We start from the raw sequence: 15,742 nt of genomic DNA, 5'->3' as shown, positions 1-15,742 counted from the left end.
CGTATAGCCGGGCCTCCCTGTCTCCGTCTGCACTCCGGTCGCACTTCGTGCGGTCCGGAGCCCGGTCGCGCAGCACGAACTGCGACCGGAGCGAGTTCGCCGTGTCCGGCGGAACGCTCGGGACGCGAGACAATTGACGGATGAGTCTGTTCGCCCTGACCCCCAAGCGCGGTCCGCGCTGGCACCTGGCGACGCAGGCGGCTCTCGGAATCGCCGTCCCGATCGCCGTCATGACCCTTCTGGGCGAACCGTCGCTCGGCTACATCGCGGCATCCGGAGCCTTCACCGTCCTGTTCGCCGGCACCGCGCCGGTCATCGACCGGGCGAGGATCCTGCCCTTCGTCGCCGCGGGTCTGATCGTCAGCGCAGCCCTCGGTGTGATCGTCTCGGCGAACGCCTGGCTCGTGAGCATCGGCGTCGTCGTCGTCGCGATCGTCAGCGCGGCTCTGTCTTTCGGATTCCGCCTCGGTCCTCCAGGGCCCCTGTTCTTCGTGCTGGTCTTCGGGCTCTCCGCCCACGTCATCGCCAGTTCGCCGATCGCACCGCTCGTCTACATCGCAGCGCTCGCGGCCGGTTGCCTGTTCTCCTATCTGGTCGCGATGGCTCCCCTGCTCCTCCCCCGGTCGCGCGCGATCACGACGCGACCCCTGCGAGAGCTGCTGCCCGGGCCGGCCTTCACGCCCGATTCGCGCATGCTCCTCGTGCGGGTCGCCATCGTCGCCGTGATCGGAGTGCTGCTGGGCCTGGTGATCGATCCGACGCGCACGTACTGGATCGTCGGTTCCGCCGTCGCCGTGATCGGTGTCGCGGCAGCGCGTCGTGCCGCCGTGCAGCGCGGACTTCACCGCATGCTCGGCACCGTCGTCGGCGCCGGCGTCTACGCACTGCTCGCGCTGCTGCATCCGTCCGGCCTCTGGCTGGCGCTGCTGCTGGGCGCGCTGCAGTTCACGATCGAGCTCGTCGTGGTGCGTCACTACGCCCTGGCGCTCGTCTTCATCACTCCGCTGGTCCTTCTGCTGACCGGCGCAGCGACCGGGGACATCGGATCGATGGACGTCGCCTTCGAGCGCATCGTGGACACCGTCGTCGGGGCGGCCCTCGGCGCCGCATCCGGGCTGCTCCACCCGCGGGCCGCCGCGAAGACCGACTGACTCTCGACGCCGGTCTGCGCGCAGGCCATACTCGCACCATGAGCCGCGCACCCGAGATCGACGAGTACCACCGCAGCCTCACTCCGGAGGACCGCGAGATCTGCGACCTTCTCGTCACCGAGATCGAGCGCGGACTCCCCGAAGCTGCGGGCAAGGTGTGGCACGCGCATCCGGTCTGGTTCCTCGACGGCAATCCGATCGTCGGCTACCACCGTCTGAAGGATGCCGTGCGCCTGATGTTCTGGAGCGGCCAGTCGTTCGCGGGCGGCGGCCTCACCGCGTCCGGGACGTTCCAGGCGGCCGAGGCGAGGTATCTCGATGCCGCCGATGTGGACACCACTGCCCTCGCCGGCTGGCTCGCCGAATCGCGCCTGATCCAGTGGGACTACGAGCACATCCGCACGAATCGCGGCTTGGTGAAGCGCACCGATTTCTGAACAGGCACGGGGAACATCCCGAGCACTCCGCCGGTTGCACCCGGAGGAGTGAAAGGGAGCCCGATGGAACTGACGCTCGTCACATCCGCTTTCTGCGGAGCCTGCTCGCGCACCCGCTCGGTTCTGACCGATGCCGCACGATTCCTGCCCGATGCCACGATCACCGAGATCGATGTCGCGCGCGAGCCTGACGCCGCCGAAGCGCTCGACATCCGCTTCACGCCGACAGTGATCATCCGCGACGAGTCGGGCACCGAGGTGTTCCGCGCCGAAGGCGTGCCGACCGTGCCCCAGGTGCTGACAGCCGCAGTGAAGGCGCTTCCGTCCTGAGCCTCCGGGCACGCTCTTGCGAATGTCGGACCCCCGGCGAAGAATGAGCGTGCAGCGAGGTCGACGTCGACTCCGCATCACATGACTGGGGGCAGCACCGTGGCGAATCTCAACCCGTATCTCTCGTTCCGCACCGAGGCGCGGCAGGCGATGGAGTTCTATCAGAGCGTGCTCGGCGGTGACCTCGACATCAACGTCTTCGGCGAGTTCCCCGACATGGTCCAGAACCCCGAGCAGAAGGACCTCGTGATGCACGCGCAGCTCACGACGTCCGACGGGCTCGTGCTCATGGCGTCCGACACACCGGACGGCATCCCGTTCGAGCCACCGCAGGGCTTCTCGGTGTCGCTCAGCGGCAACACGCAGGAGCGCACTCAGGCCGTCTGGGACGCGCTGGCCGACGGCGCGGCCATCACGATGCCGCTCGACACCCCTCCGTGGGGTGGCACGTTCGGGATGCTCGTCGACCGCTTCGGCGTGCCGTGGATGCTGCACGGCGACCCGGAATGACCCTGCACCTCAGAGTCGTCCGACCCGCTGCCGACCGGATCCCGACCCGGTGACGGCGAGGCCCCTCCTGCCGTGATCGGCAGGAGGGGCCTCGGCGGTCGCTGTTCGGGTCTCGGATCAGCGCGGTTCGGGTCTCGGATCAGCGCGGTTCGGGTCTCGGATCAGCGCAGCGCCTTGGCCTCGATGAAGGCGCGGAGCTCGTGCTCGTCGTCGGCCATCTCGGTCGTGCGCTGCGGGGCATCGAGCATCGTGCGCAGCTCGGACGAGTACTCGAGCTCCACGCCGATCGCCTCACGGATCGTCTCGGCGAACTTCTGCGGCTTCGCGGTCTCGAGCACGAGCATCGGCACGCCGGGCTCGAGGTACTCGCGGGCGACCTTGACGCCGTCTGCCGTGTGCGGATCGATGATGTCGCCCGAGGCGTCGTACACCGCCTTGATGGTCGCGAGCCGGTCGTCATGGGTGGAGGTTCCACTGACGATGCCGAACTCCTCGACGAAACGCTCGAGATCTGCGGTGAAGTCGAAGTACCCCTGCGTGTCGAGTTCCTGCCACGCGGTCACGACGCGAGCGGCATCACGGCCGACGAGCTCGAAGATGAAGCGCTCGAGGTTCGACGCCTTCGAGATGTCCATCGACGGGCTCGACGTGGCGAGGGTCTGGGCTGCGCTGCGCGGACGGTAGACGCCCGTGCGGAAGAACTCGTCGAGGACGTTGTTCTCGTTGGCGGCGAGCACCAGGCGACGGATCGGAAGACCCATCTGCTTCGCGAAGAACCCCGAGAGGATGTTGCCGAAGTTGCCGGACGGCACCGTGAACGACACCTCGGTCCAGCCGCCGGCGTCGGTCGCACGCAGCCATGCCCAGAAGTAGTACACGACCTGGGCGGTGATGCGGGCGAGGTTGATCGAGTTGACCGCGCCGAGGTGCTGCGCGCGCTTGAAGTCCAGATCGCCCGCGAGCTTCTTGACGAGGTTCTGGCAGTCGTCGAAGACGCCGTCGACGACGATGTTGTGGATGTTCTCGTCATCGAGCGAGAACATCTGCGCCCGCTGGAACGCGCTCATGCGTCCCTTCGGGGAGAGCATGAAGACCGAGATGCGGTCTTTGCCGCGCAGCGCGTGCTCAGCGGCGGACCCGGTGTCACCCGACGTCGCGCCGAGGATGTTCAGAACCGAGCCCTTGCGCTCGAGCGCATACTCGACGACCTGGCCGAGAAACTGCATGGCCATGTCCTTGAACGCCAGCGTCGGGCCCTCGGACAGCCCCACGAGCGTGAGGTCGTCGCCGATCGAGCGCAGCGGGACGACCTCTTCGGGGAACGGCTCGTATGCGGCGGCCGTCATGCGCGCGAGATCGACACGGGGGATGTCGGTGGCGAAGAGCGCCAGCACTTCCGTCGCCAGCTGCGGGTAAGTCAGTGCACGCCAGCGCTCCAGCGTCTCGCCGTCGACCGTGGGCATGGTCTCGGGAACGGCCAGCCCGCCGTCTGGGGCGAGTCCTTCGAGCAGGGTCTCGCAGTACGGCAGCGGCTGCATGCCGCCTCGGGTGGAGATGTACTGCACGGGTGCTCCTCGGATCGGAATCGGCACGGGACTTCCATTGTCGCAGGTGGCCGGGAGGTGATTTCGCGATCGTCCCGAGCCCCGCGATCAGAACAGGGATGCGGGAAGCGCGCCCTCGTGCTCGAGCAGCCACCGCTTGGTCGCGAGCCCCTGACCCGGGGCACCACCGGAATACCCTCCCAGGCCGTCTCCCGCAACGACACGATGACACGGCACGATGATCGGCACGGGGTTGGCACCCATGATCGCGCCGATCCCTCTCGCGGGCACCGCGGTGCCGCTGCGCAGGGCGAGACCGCCGTAGGTCAGCGTCTCGCCATGTCCGACCGTCTCGTAGAGCGTCGTCAGCACCGCACGAGTGGTGTCGGTCTGTTTACCGAAGTCGACGGGCAGGTCGAACTCGCGCAGCGCTCCGTCGAAGTACGCAGTCAGCTGCGCGAGCGCTTCTGTGAGCAGCGCGTCCGGCCCGGCATCCGTCTCCGCCGGTGGATCCGAGCGCCAGGTGACCCTCCGGATCGCCGTCCCGTCGCTGACGATGCCGATCTCGCCGATGGGCGAGAGCAGGGTTCCGAACGAGGGCATGGCGAGAGGCTACCGCGACTCGGGGCAGCGGCCTGGACCTAGCGCCTTTGAAGTGTGGAGGCAATGGTATTCCGCTTCCGGTTCTCACCTCTTAGCGTGGAGCCCATCAACAGAATCAGGAGCCCTCATGACTGCGAAGACCCATACCGCGCATGACCACCAGCCCGTAGAAGGCCAGGCTCCCGCGAAAGCGACCACGCCTGTCGAGCCCCTGTACGAGCGCGTCGACCTCGACCGCTACGTCGTGCTCCACGAGGGGCCCGTCGGCTACGTCGAACACGTGCATCCGGTGTTCGTCTGCTATGTCGGACACCCGTATCACCAGGCTGACGAGGTCGCGCAGGTGCATGACTTCCATGACGCCGTGAAGACCGTCCTGCACCGCGCCGTCGCGACTCGGCGCGCTCTGTGAGTCACGACGTCTGGCCCGGTTCGCCGTACCCCCTCGGGGCGACCTTCGACGGACAGGGCACGAACTTCGCGCTGTTCAGCGAAGGAGCCGAGAAGGTCGAGCTGTGCCTCTTCGACGACGACGGCAGCGAGGAGCGCGTGCTCCTGGAAGAGGTCGACGCGTTCGTGTGGCACGGCTACCTGCCTTCGGTGCAGCCGGGACAGCTCTACGGGTACCGCGTGCACGGCGAGTACGAGCCCGCACAGGGGCAGCGGTTCAACCCCAACAAGCTCCTCCTCGACCCGTACGCCAAGTCGGTGGCCGGGCGCATCGACTGGGGTCAGCCCCTCTTCGGATACGACTTCGGCGATCCCGACTCGCGCAATGACGAGGACTCGGCTTCCACGATGGTCAAGGGCGTCGTCATCAACCCGTTCTTCGAGTGGGCCGGCGACCGCCTTCCGAAGACGCCCTACGCGCAGACCGTCATCTACGAAGCGCACGTCAAGGGCCTCACAGAGCTGCACCCCGATGTCCCGGAGGAGCTGCGCGGCACGTATGCGGCGATCGCGCACCCGTCGGTCATCGAGCACCTCGTGCATCTGGGGATCACCGCGATCGAGCTGATGCCGGTCCACCAGTTCGTGTACGACTCCACCCTGCTGGAGAAGGGCCTGACGAACTACTGGGGCTACAACACCCTGGCGTTCTTCGCGCCTCACAACGACTACTCGTCCAGCGGACAGAACGGTCAGCAGGTGCAGGAGTTCAAGGCGATGGTGCGCGCTCTGCATGCCGCGGGCATCGAGGTCATCCTCGATGTCGTCTACAACCACACCGCAGAGGGCAACCACATGGGCCCGATGCTGTCGATGCGAGGCATCGACAACGAGGCGTACTACCGCCTCGAAGAAGACCGCCGGTACTACACCGACTACACGGGCACGGGGAACAGTCTCAACGCCGGCAACCCGCATGCGCTGCAGCTGATCATGGACTCGCTGCGCTACTGGGTCACCGAGATGCATGTCGACGGCTTCCGCTTCGATCTCGCGTCGACTCTGGCGCGCGAGTTCTACGACGTCGATCGCCTCGCGGCGTTCTTCGAGCTCGTGCAGCAGGATCCGATCGTCTCCCAGGTGAAGCTCATCGCCGAGCCGTGGGATGTCGGGCCCGGCGGATACCAGGTGGGCAACTTCCCTCCGCAGTGGACCGAGTGGAACGGCAAATACCGCGACACCGTGCGCGACTTCTGGAGAGGGGAGCCCCAGGCTCTCGGCGAGTTCGCCTCGCGCCTCACGGGCTCCGCCGACCTCTACGAGCACTCCGGCAGGCGTCCGGTGGCATCCATCAACTTCGTCACGGCTCATGACGGCTTCACGCTGCGAGATCTGGTCTCGTACAACGAGAAGCACAACGACGCGAACGGCGAGGACAACAACGACGGGGAATCGCACAACCGCTCCGAGAACAACGGAGTGGAGGGGCCGACCGACGACGAGGCCGTGAACCGCATCCGCGCCAGGCAGCAGCGCAACTTCCTGGCGACTCTGCTGCTGTCGCAGGGCGTGCCGATGATCGCGCACGGCGACGAGCTCGGCCGCACCCAGGACGGCAACAACAACGGCTACGCCCAGGACAACGAGCTGACCTGGGTCGACTGGGATGCTGCTGACCGACCGCTGATCGAGTTCACCGCTGCCGTCGCCAGGCTGCGCCGCGCGCATCCGACCTTCCGGCGCAGCCGCTTCTTCGACGGGCGACCGGTGCGCTCGGAAGACGGCGAGCGCGTGCCCGACGTGGTCTGGCTCCGCCCCGACGGACGGCGGATGCAACCGGAGGACTGGGACTCGGGCTTCGGCCTCGCGATCGGCATGTTCCTCAACGGTCAGGGCATCCGCGAGAAGGACCGCCGTGGCCGACCGGTCGCGGATCAGAACTTCCTGATCTACTTCCACAGCGGGGCGGACGCGATCGACGCCGTGCTTCCGGACGACCGGCACGGACTCGCCTGGGAGGTGGCGATCGACACCGCCTCAGACCGGGCGGGCGGCACGCCTCTCGACGCGGGAGCTCCCGTGACGCTCGAGGCCCACTCCCTGCTGGTGCTGCGCGAGGTCGACCAGACCGAGGTGCCGACGGACGACTCCGTCGAGGCATCCCTGCGCATCCAGACCGAGCGCGCCGAGACGCCCTCGCCCGCACCGAGCCCGGAGCTGCCTCGATGACCCGACGCCCTCTCTCGACGTATCGACTGCAGATCAGGGCGGGCTTCACGCTCGACGACGCCGCGGCGGTCACGGCCTACCTGGCCGACCTCGGCGTCTCCTGGGCGTATCTGTCGCCACTGCTGGCAGCCGTGCCCGGATCCGACCACGGATACGACGTCGTCGATCACTCCCGGGTCGACGACGCCCGCGGTGGCCCCGAGGGCCTGGCCCGATTCGCCGCCGCCGCTCGCGCGGCAGACCTCGGCATCCTCGTCGACATCGTCCCGAACCATGTCGGTGTGGCGCTCCCCCGCGCCAACCCCTGGTGGTGGGACATGCTGCGGCTCGGTCGCGCATCACGGCACGCGGTGGCCTTCGACGTCGACAAGCGGGTGTCGGAGGGTCGGGTGCGACTGCCGATCCTGGGGTCCTCGCCCGCCGAGGCCCTCGCCGCCGGGGAGATCGTCATCGACACGACCCCGGCGGACGATGCTCCCGACGGGACCCTGAGCTACTTCGATCATGTGCTGCCGCTGGCTCCCGGAACCGGAGCTCTGGCAGAGGATCTGCCTTCTCTGCTCGACGCTCAGCACTACGAGCTGCGGTTCTGGGAAGACCAGAACACCGACCTCGACTACCGCCGCTTCTTCGCCGTCTCCGAGCTCGCGGGCATCCGTGTCGAGCTTCCGGACGTGTTCGACGAGTCGCACCGGGAGATCGCCCGGTGGATCACCGACGGACTCGCCGACGGACTGCGCGTCGACCACCCGGACGGGCTGGCCCACCCCGGCGACTATCTGGAACATCTCGCCGACGCGACCGGCGCCGCCTACACCCTGGTCGAGAAGATCCTGGAGCCCGGCGAGGAGCTGCCCTCCTGGTGGCGCACCGACGGCACGACCGGCTACGACGCGCTGGTCGAGATCGACCGAGTCCTGATCGACCAATCGGGCGTCGACGAACTCGACGCCCTCGACGCCCGGTTGCGCACCGAGACCGGTCTGCCGGTCGCGCAGTCGTGGCACGATCTGATCCTCACCACGAAGCGGAAGGTCGCCGACGAGCTGCTGCGATCCGAGGTGCGCCGACTGGTGCGGGCGCTGCCGTTCGGCGTGGTCGGAGCCGAGGATGCTCTGACCGAGATCATCGCGAGCTTCCCCGTCTACCGGGCGTATCTGCCGGCGGGACGCGAGCATCTGCAGCACGCGCTCGATGACGCCGCCCGCCGACGGCCCGATCTCGCCGAGTCGATCGCCGAGCTCGCGCCGCTGCTCTTCGACACGACGCTCGAGGTGGCGGAGCGGTTCCCGCAGGTCACCGGAGCGGTGATGGCGAAGGGCGTGGAGGACACCGCGTTCTACCGATTCACCCGGCTGGGCACGCTGACCGAGGTCGGTGGCGACCCGTCGATCGGGTCGCTCTCGGTCGAGTCGTTCCATGATGCCCAGCGGTCGAGACTCGCCTCATGGCCGCACTCGATGACCACGCTGTCGACGCACGACACGAAGCGCTCCGAAGATGTCCGTGCCCGACTGTCGGTGCTCGCCGAGGTCCCCGAGCGCTGGTCCGAGACGCTGACGGAACTCCGCGCCGTCGCCTCGACCGGACACGGTCCTCTCGACGCGCTCCTGTGGCAGGCCGTCGTGGGAGCGTGGCCCATCTCGACCGAGCGATTGACCGCCTACGGCCTGAAAGCCGCTCGCGAGGCCGCCGAGGGCACGGGATGGCAGCACCCGGACGCCGAGTTCGAGAAGGGCGTCACGGCGATCGCCGAGGCCGCCAACGGCTCCGCGCGCGACATCGTCGAACGGTTCGTGAGCGAGATCGTCGCCCCCGGCCGCGTCAACTCGCTGTCAGCGAAGCTGCTCCAGCTCGCGGCACCCGGCGTTCCCGACGTCTACCAGGGCACCGAACTGTGGGACCACTCGCTGGTCGACCCCGACAACCGTCGACCGGTCGATTTCGCCGAGCGGTCCGCACTGCTGCGCCTCCTCGACGAGGACGCCGCCCACGGCATCCTTCCTCCGATCGACGACTCCGGGCTCGCGAAGATGCTCATCACGTCGAGGGCCCTGCGCCTGCGCCGCGACCATGCCGACCTCTTCCACGGCTATCGACCCTGTGCGGTCGCAGGGCAGGCCGCCGACCACGCCATCGCCTTCGATCGCGGCGGAGTGCTCGCGGTGGCCACCCGCCTGCCGGTCGGTCTGGCGCGCCGGGGCGGATGGGGAGACACCGTGCTGATGCGGCCCGATCTCGCCGCCGTCGACATGCTGACGGGCCGACGGGTCGACGGAGGTCCGGTCCTGCTGAAGGACCTGCTCGACACCTATCCGGTCGCCCTCCTGGTGGAGGAGCGATGATCTCGGTCTGGGCGCCGCGCGCGAACACCGTGCGGCTGCGGCGCCTGACCCCCGCGTGCGTGCTGATCTCGGAGCACGACATGACGCCGAACTCGGCGGAACCGGGATGGTGGAGCAGCGATGTCCCGATGTCCGAAGGCGAGCGCTACGGCTTCCTGCTCGACGGGAGCGATGAGCTTCGGCCCGACCCCCGGTCTCGGCGACAGCCTCGCGGTGTGCATGGACCGTCCGCCCTGTTCGACGCCGCGCGTTTCGAGTGGACCGACACGAGCTGGACGGGTCGGCCGCTCGCCGGCGGAGTGATCTACGAGCTGCATGTGGGCACGTTCACGCCGGAGGGAACCCTCGACGCGCTGATCGGCCGCCTCGACCACCTCGTCGGGCTCGGGATCACCCACATCGAGCTGCTCCCGGTCAACGCGTTCAGCGGCACGTGGAACTGGGGCTACGACGGAGTGCTCTGGTACGCCGTGCACGAGGCATACGGTGGCCCTGCCGGATACCAGAGGCTCGTGGATGCGGCGCACGCCCGCGGCCTCGCGGTGATCCAGGATGTGGTCTACAACCACCTGGGCCCTAGCGGCAACTACCTGCCCGAGTTCGGACCGTACCTGCGCGACGGCGAGCACACCTCCTGGGGCGAATCGGTGAACCTCGACGAGCCGGCGGTGCGCGAGTACATCATCGAGAACGCCCTGATGTGGCTGCGCGACTTCCACGTCGACGGGCTGCGTCTCGACGCGGTGCACGCGCTCCACGACGCCCGCACTCCGCACATCCTGCATGAGCTCGCCGAACGCGTCGACGCACTCTCCGCTCAGGTCGAGCGACCGCTCAGCCTGATCGCGGAGTCCGACCTGAACGATCCGACGCTCATCCTGCCCCGCGAAGCCGGCGGATACGGGCTCACAGCGCAGTGGTCGGACGACTGGCACCACGCGGTGCATGTGGCCCTCACCGGTGAGACCGACGGCTACTACGCGGACTTCGCCGCACCGGATGCCGTGGCCAAGGTGTCGGAGGGCGGCTTCTTCCACGACGGCACGTACTCCTCTTTCCGCGGTCGCCCGCACGGTGCTCCTCTGCCCGAGAGCGTGCCCGCCTGGCGCCTCGTCACCTTCGCACAGGACCACGACCAGATCGGCAATCGGGCCGCCGGCGACCGCCTCGCGGCTTCGCTGTCGCCCGGGCGCCTCGCCGTCGCCGCGGTGCTCACGCTGACCGCCCCGGGAACGCCCATGCTTTTCATGGGCGAGGAATGGGCCGCATCGACACCTTGGCAGTTCTTCACCTCGCACAAGGAGCCCGAGCTCGCCCGGGCTACCGCCGAAGGCCGCATCGCCGAGTTCGCGCGCATGGGCTGGGATCCGACTCAGGTGCCCGATCCGCAGGATCCGGCGACGTTCGAACGCTCGCACCTCGACTGGAACGAGCTCGGCGACGAGCCGCACGCCGAGCTGCTCGACCTCTACCGCCGCTTGATCTCACTGCGGCAGGAGCGCGCCGAGCTCACCGACCCCGACATGGCGCAGACGACCGTCACGGTCTCGCATCGGGATGCGGCTCCGGATGCCCGCGCGTACCGCATCGACCGCGGACACCTCTCGGTGCTCGTCAACCTGACTGCGAACGAGGTCGAGTTCGGCCTGGAACCGGATGCCCGAGTGCTGCTGGAGACGGCGCCCGGCCGGATCATGGCCAGGACGATCTTCGTGCGACCGGAGTCGGCGGTGATCGTCGGTCCGCCCGACTGATCGGCGTCACCCCGCGGCGAGAGCCTTCGCGAAGCACAGCGAGAGATCGCTCCCCACGTAGTTGCCGTAGAGCGGGATCGGCGCGTACCCCTCGCGCTCGTAGAAGCGCACCGCATCGGGCTGCGCCGTGCCGGTCTCGAGCACCAGACGCCGGATGCCGAGATCGTCTGCGGCCCGCTCGAGAGCGCTGAGCAGCGCGGTGGCCGCTCCCGTGCCGCGCGCCTGTGGAGCGGCGTACATCCGCTTGATCTCCGCGACGCCTTCTCCCAGCACATCGTCATCGAGCACCCGCAGTCCTCCGCACACGATCGCTTCTCCGTGCGCGTCGCGCGCGATCAGGAAGACCGGCACGTCGTCGGCTGAGGGTACGACGCCGGGCTCGTGGTCGTCGCTGCCGTATCGAGCGTCGAGCTCGACCCGTTGCGCGGCGCGCAGCCGCTCGGCATCCGGGTGCGTCCAGGCCACGCGCTCGATCGTCACACTCGTCATCAGTCGTTCTCCCTCGATCCTGCGTCCACCCGGCTCTGCGCCACGGTACAGAGCCAGGATTTCGGCGATGTTGCCGACCTTTGATTCAGGTTTCGCTGAGTTCAGTGTTTTCTGTACTGTAGTGGTGTGACTCTCACGGCCTCCCCCACCCACACCGCGGCGGTCGCCCGGCTGGGACACGCACTGTCGGACTCGACACGCGCATCGATCCTGCTCGCGCTCCGCGAAGAGCCCGCGTATCCCTCCGACCTCGCCGAGCATCTCGGCGTGAGTCGACAGCTGCTGTCGAACCATCTCGCGTGTCTGCGCGGGTGCGGTCTCGTCGAGAGCATCCAGGACGGCCGGCGCAGCCGCTATCAGCTCGCGGATCCGCACCTCGTCCCGGCACTCGACGCACTGCTGCAGGTCGTGCTGATCGTCGAGCCCGACTGCTGCGACGGCGAAGGATGCACCTGCTGATGGCCGCGGTCACCCCGACCCCTGCCCGTCGGGCGACGCTGCACCGTCGCATCCGACTCATCGTGGCATTCACGATCGTCTACAACGTGATCGAGGCGATCGTCGCGATCACGGCCGGGTCCGTCGCGTCCTCCGCCGCGCTCATCGGCTTCGGCCTCGACTCGAGCATCGAGGTGCTGTCCGCTGCGGCCGTCGCCTGGCAGTTCACCCGCCGCGACCCCGAGCGGTGGGAGAAGCCGACGCTGCGAGTGATCGCCGTCGCCTTCTTCGGCCTCGCGATCTACGTCGTCGCATCCTCCGCGCTCTCGCTGATCGGCGGCGACCGCCCCGCACACAGCACGGTCGGCCTCGTCCTCACCGCGCTGAGCGTCGTCATCATGCCCCTCGTCTCCCTCGCGGAGCGTCGCGCAGGGCACGAGGTCGGCTCGGCCACAGCGGTCGCCGATTCGAAGCAGACGCTGATCTGCACCTATCTGTCGGCCGCCGTGCTGATCGGTCTCGCGCTCAACAGCCTGTTCGGCTGGTGGTGGGCGGATGCCGTCGCCGGACTCGTCATCGCGATCTTCGCCGTGCGCGAAGGACTGGAGGCGTGGAAGGGCGACGCGTGCGCGACCTCGGTGGGCATGATCCTCGAGGACGACCGCGACCACGACCGTCACGACGCACACGATCACCGCTGACGTCGCGATTCGCGGAGACTTTCGACAGCCGCGTCACGATCCCGCCATCCTCGGGTCTTGCTTGTTGAGACCTGAAGTGAGCCTGGGGGACATGTGCTCGCGTCACGTCTCGGGTCGCACTCTCCCCTTTGAGCGGCTCGCGGGTGGGGCACCTCCCACGGCCCCACCCGCACTCCCCCGCTGACGCGATGCGATCCGACTTCGACAGTCGAGAGGTTCAGATCCAGCCGCGCTCCTCGGCGAGGAGCACAGCCTGCTGCCGCGTGCCGACCGACAGCTTCGCGAGCACGGCCGAGATGTGATTGCGCACCGTTCCGGGGGCGAGCGACAGCGCCTTCGCGATCTGACCTGTCGTCTGGCCGCGGCGGCCTGCGCGCAGCACGTCGAGCTCGCGGTCGGTGAGCGGGGATCGTTCGTCGCTCAGCGCGTCGGCCGCGATCTCCGGGTCGACGTATCGCGCACCGGCTGCGACCCTGCGGATCACGTCGGCGACCTGATCGGCGCCGCGGGACTTCGGAAGGAAGCCCGAGACCCCGGATGCGAGCGCCCGCCGCAGCACGCCCGGGCGGGCATGCCGGGTCACCACGACGCACCGGGTGGCGATCGCCCTGTTCAGCCTCTCGGCCACTTCGACGCCGTCGAGGCCCGGCATCTCGAGATCGAGCAGGCACACGTCCGGCGTCAACCTCAGAGCCTCGGCGAGCGCCTGCTCTCCGTCTTCGCACTCTGCGACGACCTCGATGTCGCCCTCGAGTCGCAGCAGGGCCGCGAGCGCGGAACGGATCATCCCCTCGTCGTCGGCGAGAAGCACCCGGATCATCGCGCTCCTCCTCGGTCAGCGGACACACCCTCGTTCGCGGGCACCGTGACCACCACCGCGAAGTCACCGCCCTCGTCATGGATCTCCAGCGTGCCGCCCGCCTCGGCGATGCGACGCCTGACTCCGTCGAGCCCCGAGCCGACCGGCTCCCCCGCGGCATCGGCATCCACGTCGTTCGCGACTTCGTAGCGCCATCCCTCCGGCACCCTCTCGAGTCTGAGCCGCGCGTGACGTCCGGCACCGTGTCGCAGGACGTTGGTGGTGGTCTCGCGGATCACGGGCCCGAGGGCGGATGCCGGTGCGTCGTCGGCGTCCGCCGCGATCTCCGCCTCCACCACGAGGCCCGCGGCGCTGAGGAGGTCGCGCGCGTTCGCCACCTCGTCACCCAACGGCACCGAGCGGAAGCGGGTGGCGAGATCGCGCGTTCCCTGCCGTGCCTCGTCGACGCTCACCCTGGCAGCCTGCAGCTGCTCGAGAGCCGCATCGGCATCACGACCCATGAGTCGCTCAGCCAGCTCGAGCTGCAGCGCGATCACCTGCAGGTGGTGCCCCTGGAGGTCGTGCACGTCGGTCGCGACGCGAAGCCGCTCCTGGGTCGCGGCGAGCCTCGACTCGGAGGCGCGCGCCCGGTCGAGCGTGACCAGGACGTCCCACCACCACAGCGAGCTCACCGACATCGCCGGGATCAGGATCGCGTAGAGCGCGGGAAGCCACCCCGGCGCACCGGGCTCCATGGCGCCGCGGGCTCCGTCGATGAACGCCAGGCAGAAGAGCAGCACGGTCGTCAGGACCACGATCCGCAGCCGCACGCCCTTCGGCCAGTTGAGCAGCACGACCGACTGCGCGATCGGCATGACCGCGAGCAGCCAGCTGTCGGTCACGAGGCCCGCCGCGGCGCCGTAGGCGGCGGCGATCAGCAGCGGAAGAGCGATGCGCGTCCACGGGATCCCCGGGTCGGCGTCGACGCGGTGCCGATATGCCCACAGCAGGATGGCGGTCGACAGCCACCAGACGATGCCCCCGGCGCCGACGACCACCGGCGCTGTCGCGTCGCCCGGCGAGGCGAACGCCTCGAGTGTCCACACCAGCACCAGGAAGAGCTCGAGGAACACGACGGCCGAGAACGTGTACCACCAGGTCGCGGTGATGCCACGAGCCAGCTGGCGGGCTCCGAGCGACGGGTCGCCAGGTGGCTCGATCAGCGGGGATGTGCTCTGCATGCCCCCACGATACGGGCGTGACACATGTCACGGATGCCGCGGGTGAAGCACCCGGAAACGAGTGACGGCCCGACACTGCCGCCGGGAGCGGAGGAGCGGTGGACTGGATACATCGCGGCGGAGACACCGGCGCTCAGACCATAGGAGCAATCCAATGAACCTCATCGAGACCTTCCAGGGCTTCGTCGCCCAGGTTCCCGAACTCGTCCAGCCGCTCATCGTCGCCCTCGCGGGCGCCATCCCGTTCATCGAGGGCGAGGGCGCCGTCTCGATCGGCATCATCGGCGGCATCCACCCCGTCGTCGCAGCGATCGCGGCGATGGTGGGCAACTTCCTCTGCGTCGCCGTGCTCGTGATCGCGAGTTCGGGAGCCCGCACGGCGATCGTCAACCGCAGTCGCAGCCGTGAGGGCGTGCTGGCCGGAACGAACGGCGGCGCGGTCGAGGCGGCTCCCGCGGAGTCCGAGCGCGGCGGAGCACGCAAGGAGAAGTTCCAGCGGGCGTTCGAGCGCTACGGCGTTCCCGGCGTGAGCCTCCTGGGTCCGCTGCTGCTGCCGACCCAGTTCACCGCCACGATGCTCGCCGCAGCAGGTGTGGGCAAGGTCCGCATCCTGATCTGGCAGGCCGTCGCCATCGTCGGCTGGACCACAATCGTCGCCGTGATCGTCGGCAGCGCCGTCTACGCGATCCGCTGATCGCGGGACTCACAGCGGAGCAGACGCACTCGGCGTCTGGAACACAGCAGCGGGTGGTCACCGACCGGTGACCACCCGCTTTTCGTG

16 protein-coding genes are annotated in these 15,742 nt (G+C 68.6%); 11 read left to right on the top strand and 5 right to left on the bottom strand.

Going from position 1 to position 15,742, the window contains the following annotated elements; translation table 11 throughout:
* Window positions 1-140: 140 nt before the first annotated feature.
* The 4 genes from ASF63_RS14890 (at window position 141) to ASF63_RS14875 (ending at window position 2,428) form a co-directional block, all read left to right on the top strand.
* Window positions 141-1,151: an FUSC family protein gene (locus ASF63_RS14890; RefSeq protein ID WP_056515712.1), complete on the top strand. Its 1,011-nt coding sequence runs from the start codon at window positions 141-143 to the stop codon at window positions 1,149-1,151.
* 38 nt (window positions 1,152-1,189) lie between these two features.
* On the top strand, window positions 1,190-1,588 hold the full coding sequence (locus tag ASF63_RS14885) for a DUF1801 domain-containing protein (protein ID WP_056515710.1): 399 nt from the start codon (window positions 1,190-1,192) through the stop codon (window positions 1,586-1,588).
* Between the two features lie 63 nt (window positions 1,589-1,651).
* Entirely contained in the window at window positions 1,652-1,918 is a 267-nt protein-coding gene (locus ASF63_RS14880; protein ID WP_157534388.1) for a thioredoxin family protein, read from the top strand.
* Between the two features lie 81 nt (window positions 1,919-1,999).
* On the top strand, window positions 2,000-2,428 hold the full coding sequence (locus ASF63_RS14875) for a VOC family protein (RefSeq protein ID WP_056515705.1): 429 nt from the start codon (window positions 2,000-2,002) through the stop codon (window positions 2,426-2,428).
* Window positions 2,429-2,589: 161 nt separating this feature from the next.
* On the opposite strand, the gene thrC is transcribed toward ASF63_RS14875, so the two are convergent.
* Together thrC and ASF63_RS14865 are read right to left on the bottom strand one after the other, a co-directional pair.
* Window positions 2,590-3,993 carry a threonine synthase gene (gene thrC, locus ASF63_RS14870; RefSeq protein ID WP_056516302.1) on the bottom strand — a complete coding sequence of 468 codons (1,404 nt, stop codon included), beginning with the start codon at window positions 3,991-3,993 and terminating at the stop codon, window positions 2,590-2,592.
* Window positions 3,994-4,080: 87 nt separating this feature from the next.
* Entirely contained in the window at window positions 4,081-4,575 is a 495-nt protein-coding gene (locus ASF63_RS14865) for a methylated-DNA--[protein]-cysteine S-methyltransferase (protein ID WP_056515701.1), read from the bottom strand.
* 127 nt (window positions 4,576-4,702) lie between these two features.
* On the opposite strand from ASF63_RS14865, the gene ASF63_RS14860 reads away from it, so the two are divergent.
* From ASF63_RS14860 to treZ, 4 genes are read left to right on the top strand one after another with little or no spacing between them, the layout of a single operon-like run.
* Window positions 4,703-4,987: a hypothetical protein gene (locus ASF63_RS14860; RefSeq protein WP_056515698.1), complete on the top strand. Its 285-nt coding sequence runs from the start codon at window positions 4,703-4,705 to the stop codon at window positions 4,985-4,987.
* On the top strand, window positions 4,984-7,194 hold the full coding sequence (gene glgX, locus ASF63_RS14855) for a glycogen debranching protein GlgX (protein WP_056515695.1): 2,211 nt from the start codon (window positions 4,984-4,986) through the stop codon (window positions 7,192-7,194). Before ASF63_RS14860 ends, glgX begins: the two co-directional genes overlap by 4 nt.
* Window positions 7,191-9,539: a malto-oligosyltrehalose synthase gene (treY, locus tag ASF63_RS14850; protein WP_056515694.1), complete on the top strand. Its 2,349-nt coding sequence runs from the start codon at window positions 7,191-7,193 to the stop codon at window positions 9,537-9,539. Before glgX ends, treY begins: the two co-directional genes overlap by 4 nt.
* A complete protein-coding gene (treZ, locus tag ASF63_RS14845) occupies window positions 9,536-11,293 on the top strand; it encodes a malto-oligosyltrehalose trehalohydrolase (protein WP_056515691.1) in 1,758 nt (585 codons plus the stop codon). Before treY ends, treZ begins: the two co-directional genes overlap by 4 nt.
* Before the next feature lie 6 nt (window positions 11,294-11,299).
* Here the strand turns inward: treZ and ASF63_RS14840 are convergent, their stop codons facing one another.
* Window positions 11,300-11,782 (bottom strand): GNAT family N-acetyltransferase, encoded by a 483-nt coding sequence (locus ASF63_RS14840; RefSeq protein WP_056515688.1) that lies wholly within the window; start codon window positions 11,780-11,782, stop codon window positions 11,300-11,302.
* A gap of 126 nt (window positions 11,783-11,908) precedes the next feature.
* Between ASF63_RS14840 and ASF63_RS14835 the strand changes: the two genes are divergently transcribed.
* Both ASF63_RS14835 and ASF63_RS14830 read left to right on the top strand, forming a co-directional pair.
* Window positions 11,909-12,241 carry an ArsR/SmtB family transcription factor gene (locus ASF63_RS14835; RefSeq protein ID WP_200934033.1) on the top strand — a complete coding sequence of 111 codons (333 nt, stop codon included), beginning with the start codon at window positions 11,909-11,911 and terminating at the stop codon, window positions 12,239-12,241.
* Complete coding sequence (locus tag ASF63_RS14830; RefSeq protein WP_056515681.1) at window positions 12,241-12,921, top strand: cation transporter; 681 nt, start codon at window positions 12,241-12,243, stop codon at window positions 12,919-12,921. The genes ASF63_RS14835 and ASF63_RS14830 overlap by 1 nt, the downstream gene beginning before the upstream one ends.
* A 217-nt stretch (window positions 12,922-13,138) precedes the next feature.
* On the opposite strand, the gene ASF63_RS14825 is transcribed toward ASF63_RS14830, so the two are convergent.
* Together ASF63_RS14825 and ASF63_RS14820 are read right to left on the bottom strand one after the other, a co-directional pair.
* A complete protein-coding gene (locus tag ASF63_RS14825; RefSeq protein ID WP_056309526.1) occupies window positions 13,139-13,741 on the bottom strand; it encodes a response regulator transcription factor in 603 nt (200 codons plus the stop codon).
* On the bottom strand, window positions 13,738-14,961 hold the full coding sequence (locus ASF63_RS14820) for a sensor histidine kinase (protein WP_056515677.1): 1,224 nt from the start codon (window positions 14,959-14,961) through the stop codon (window positions 13,738-13,740). The genes ASF63_RS14825 and ASF63_RS14820 overlap by 4 nt, the downstream gene beginning before the upstream one ends.
* A 154-nt stretch (window positions 14,962-15,115) precedes the next feature.
* On the opposite strand from ASF63_RS14820, the gene ASF63_RS14815 reads away from it, so the two are divergent.
* Window positions 15,116-15,655, top strand: coding sequence for a hypothetical protein (locus tag ASF63_RS14815; RefSeq protein ID WP_056515674.1), 540 nt, complete (start codon window positions 15,116-15,118; stop codon window positions 15,653-15,655).
* Window positions 15,656-15,742: the final 87 nt, after the last annotated feature.

Source organism: Microbacterium sp. Leaf320, assembly GCF_001423485.1.
Classification (GTDB): domain Bacteria; phylum Actinomycetota; class Actinomycetes; order Actinomycetales; family Microbacteriaceae; genus Microbacterium.
The sequence above is the reverse complement of the archived record's forward strand: the minus strand, read 5'-3'. Positions and strand labels throughout refer to the sequence as shown.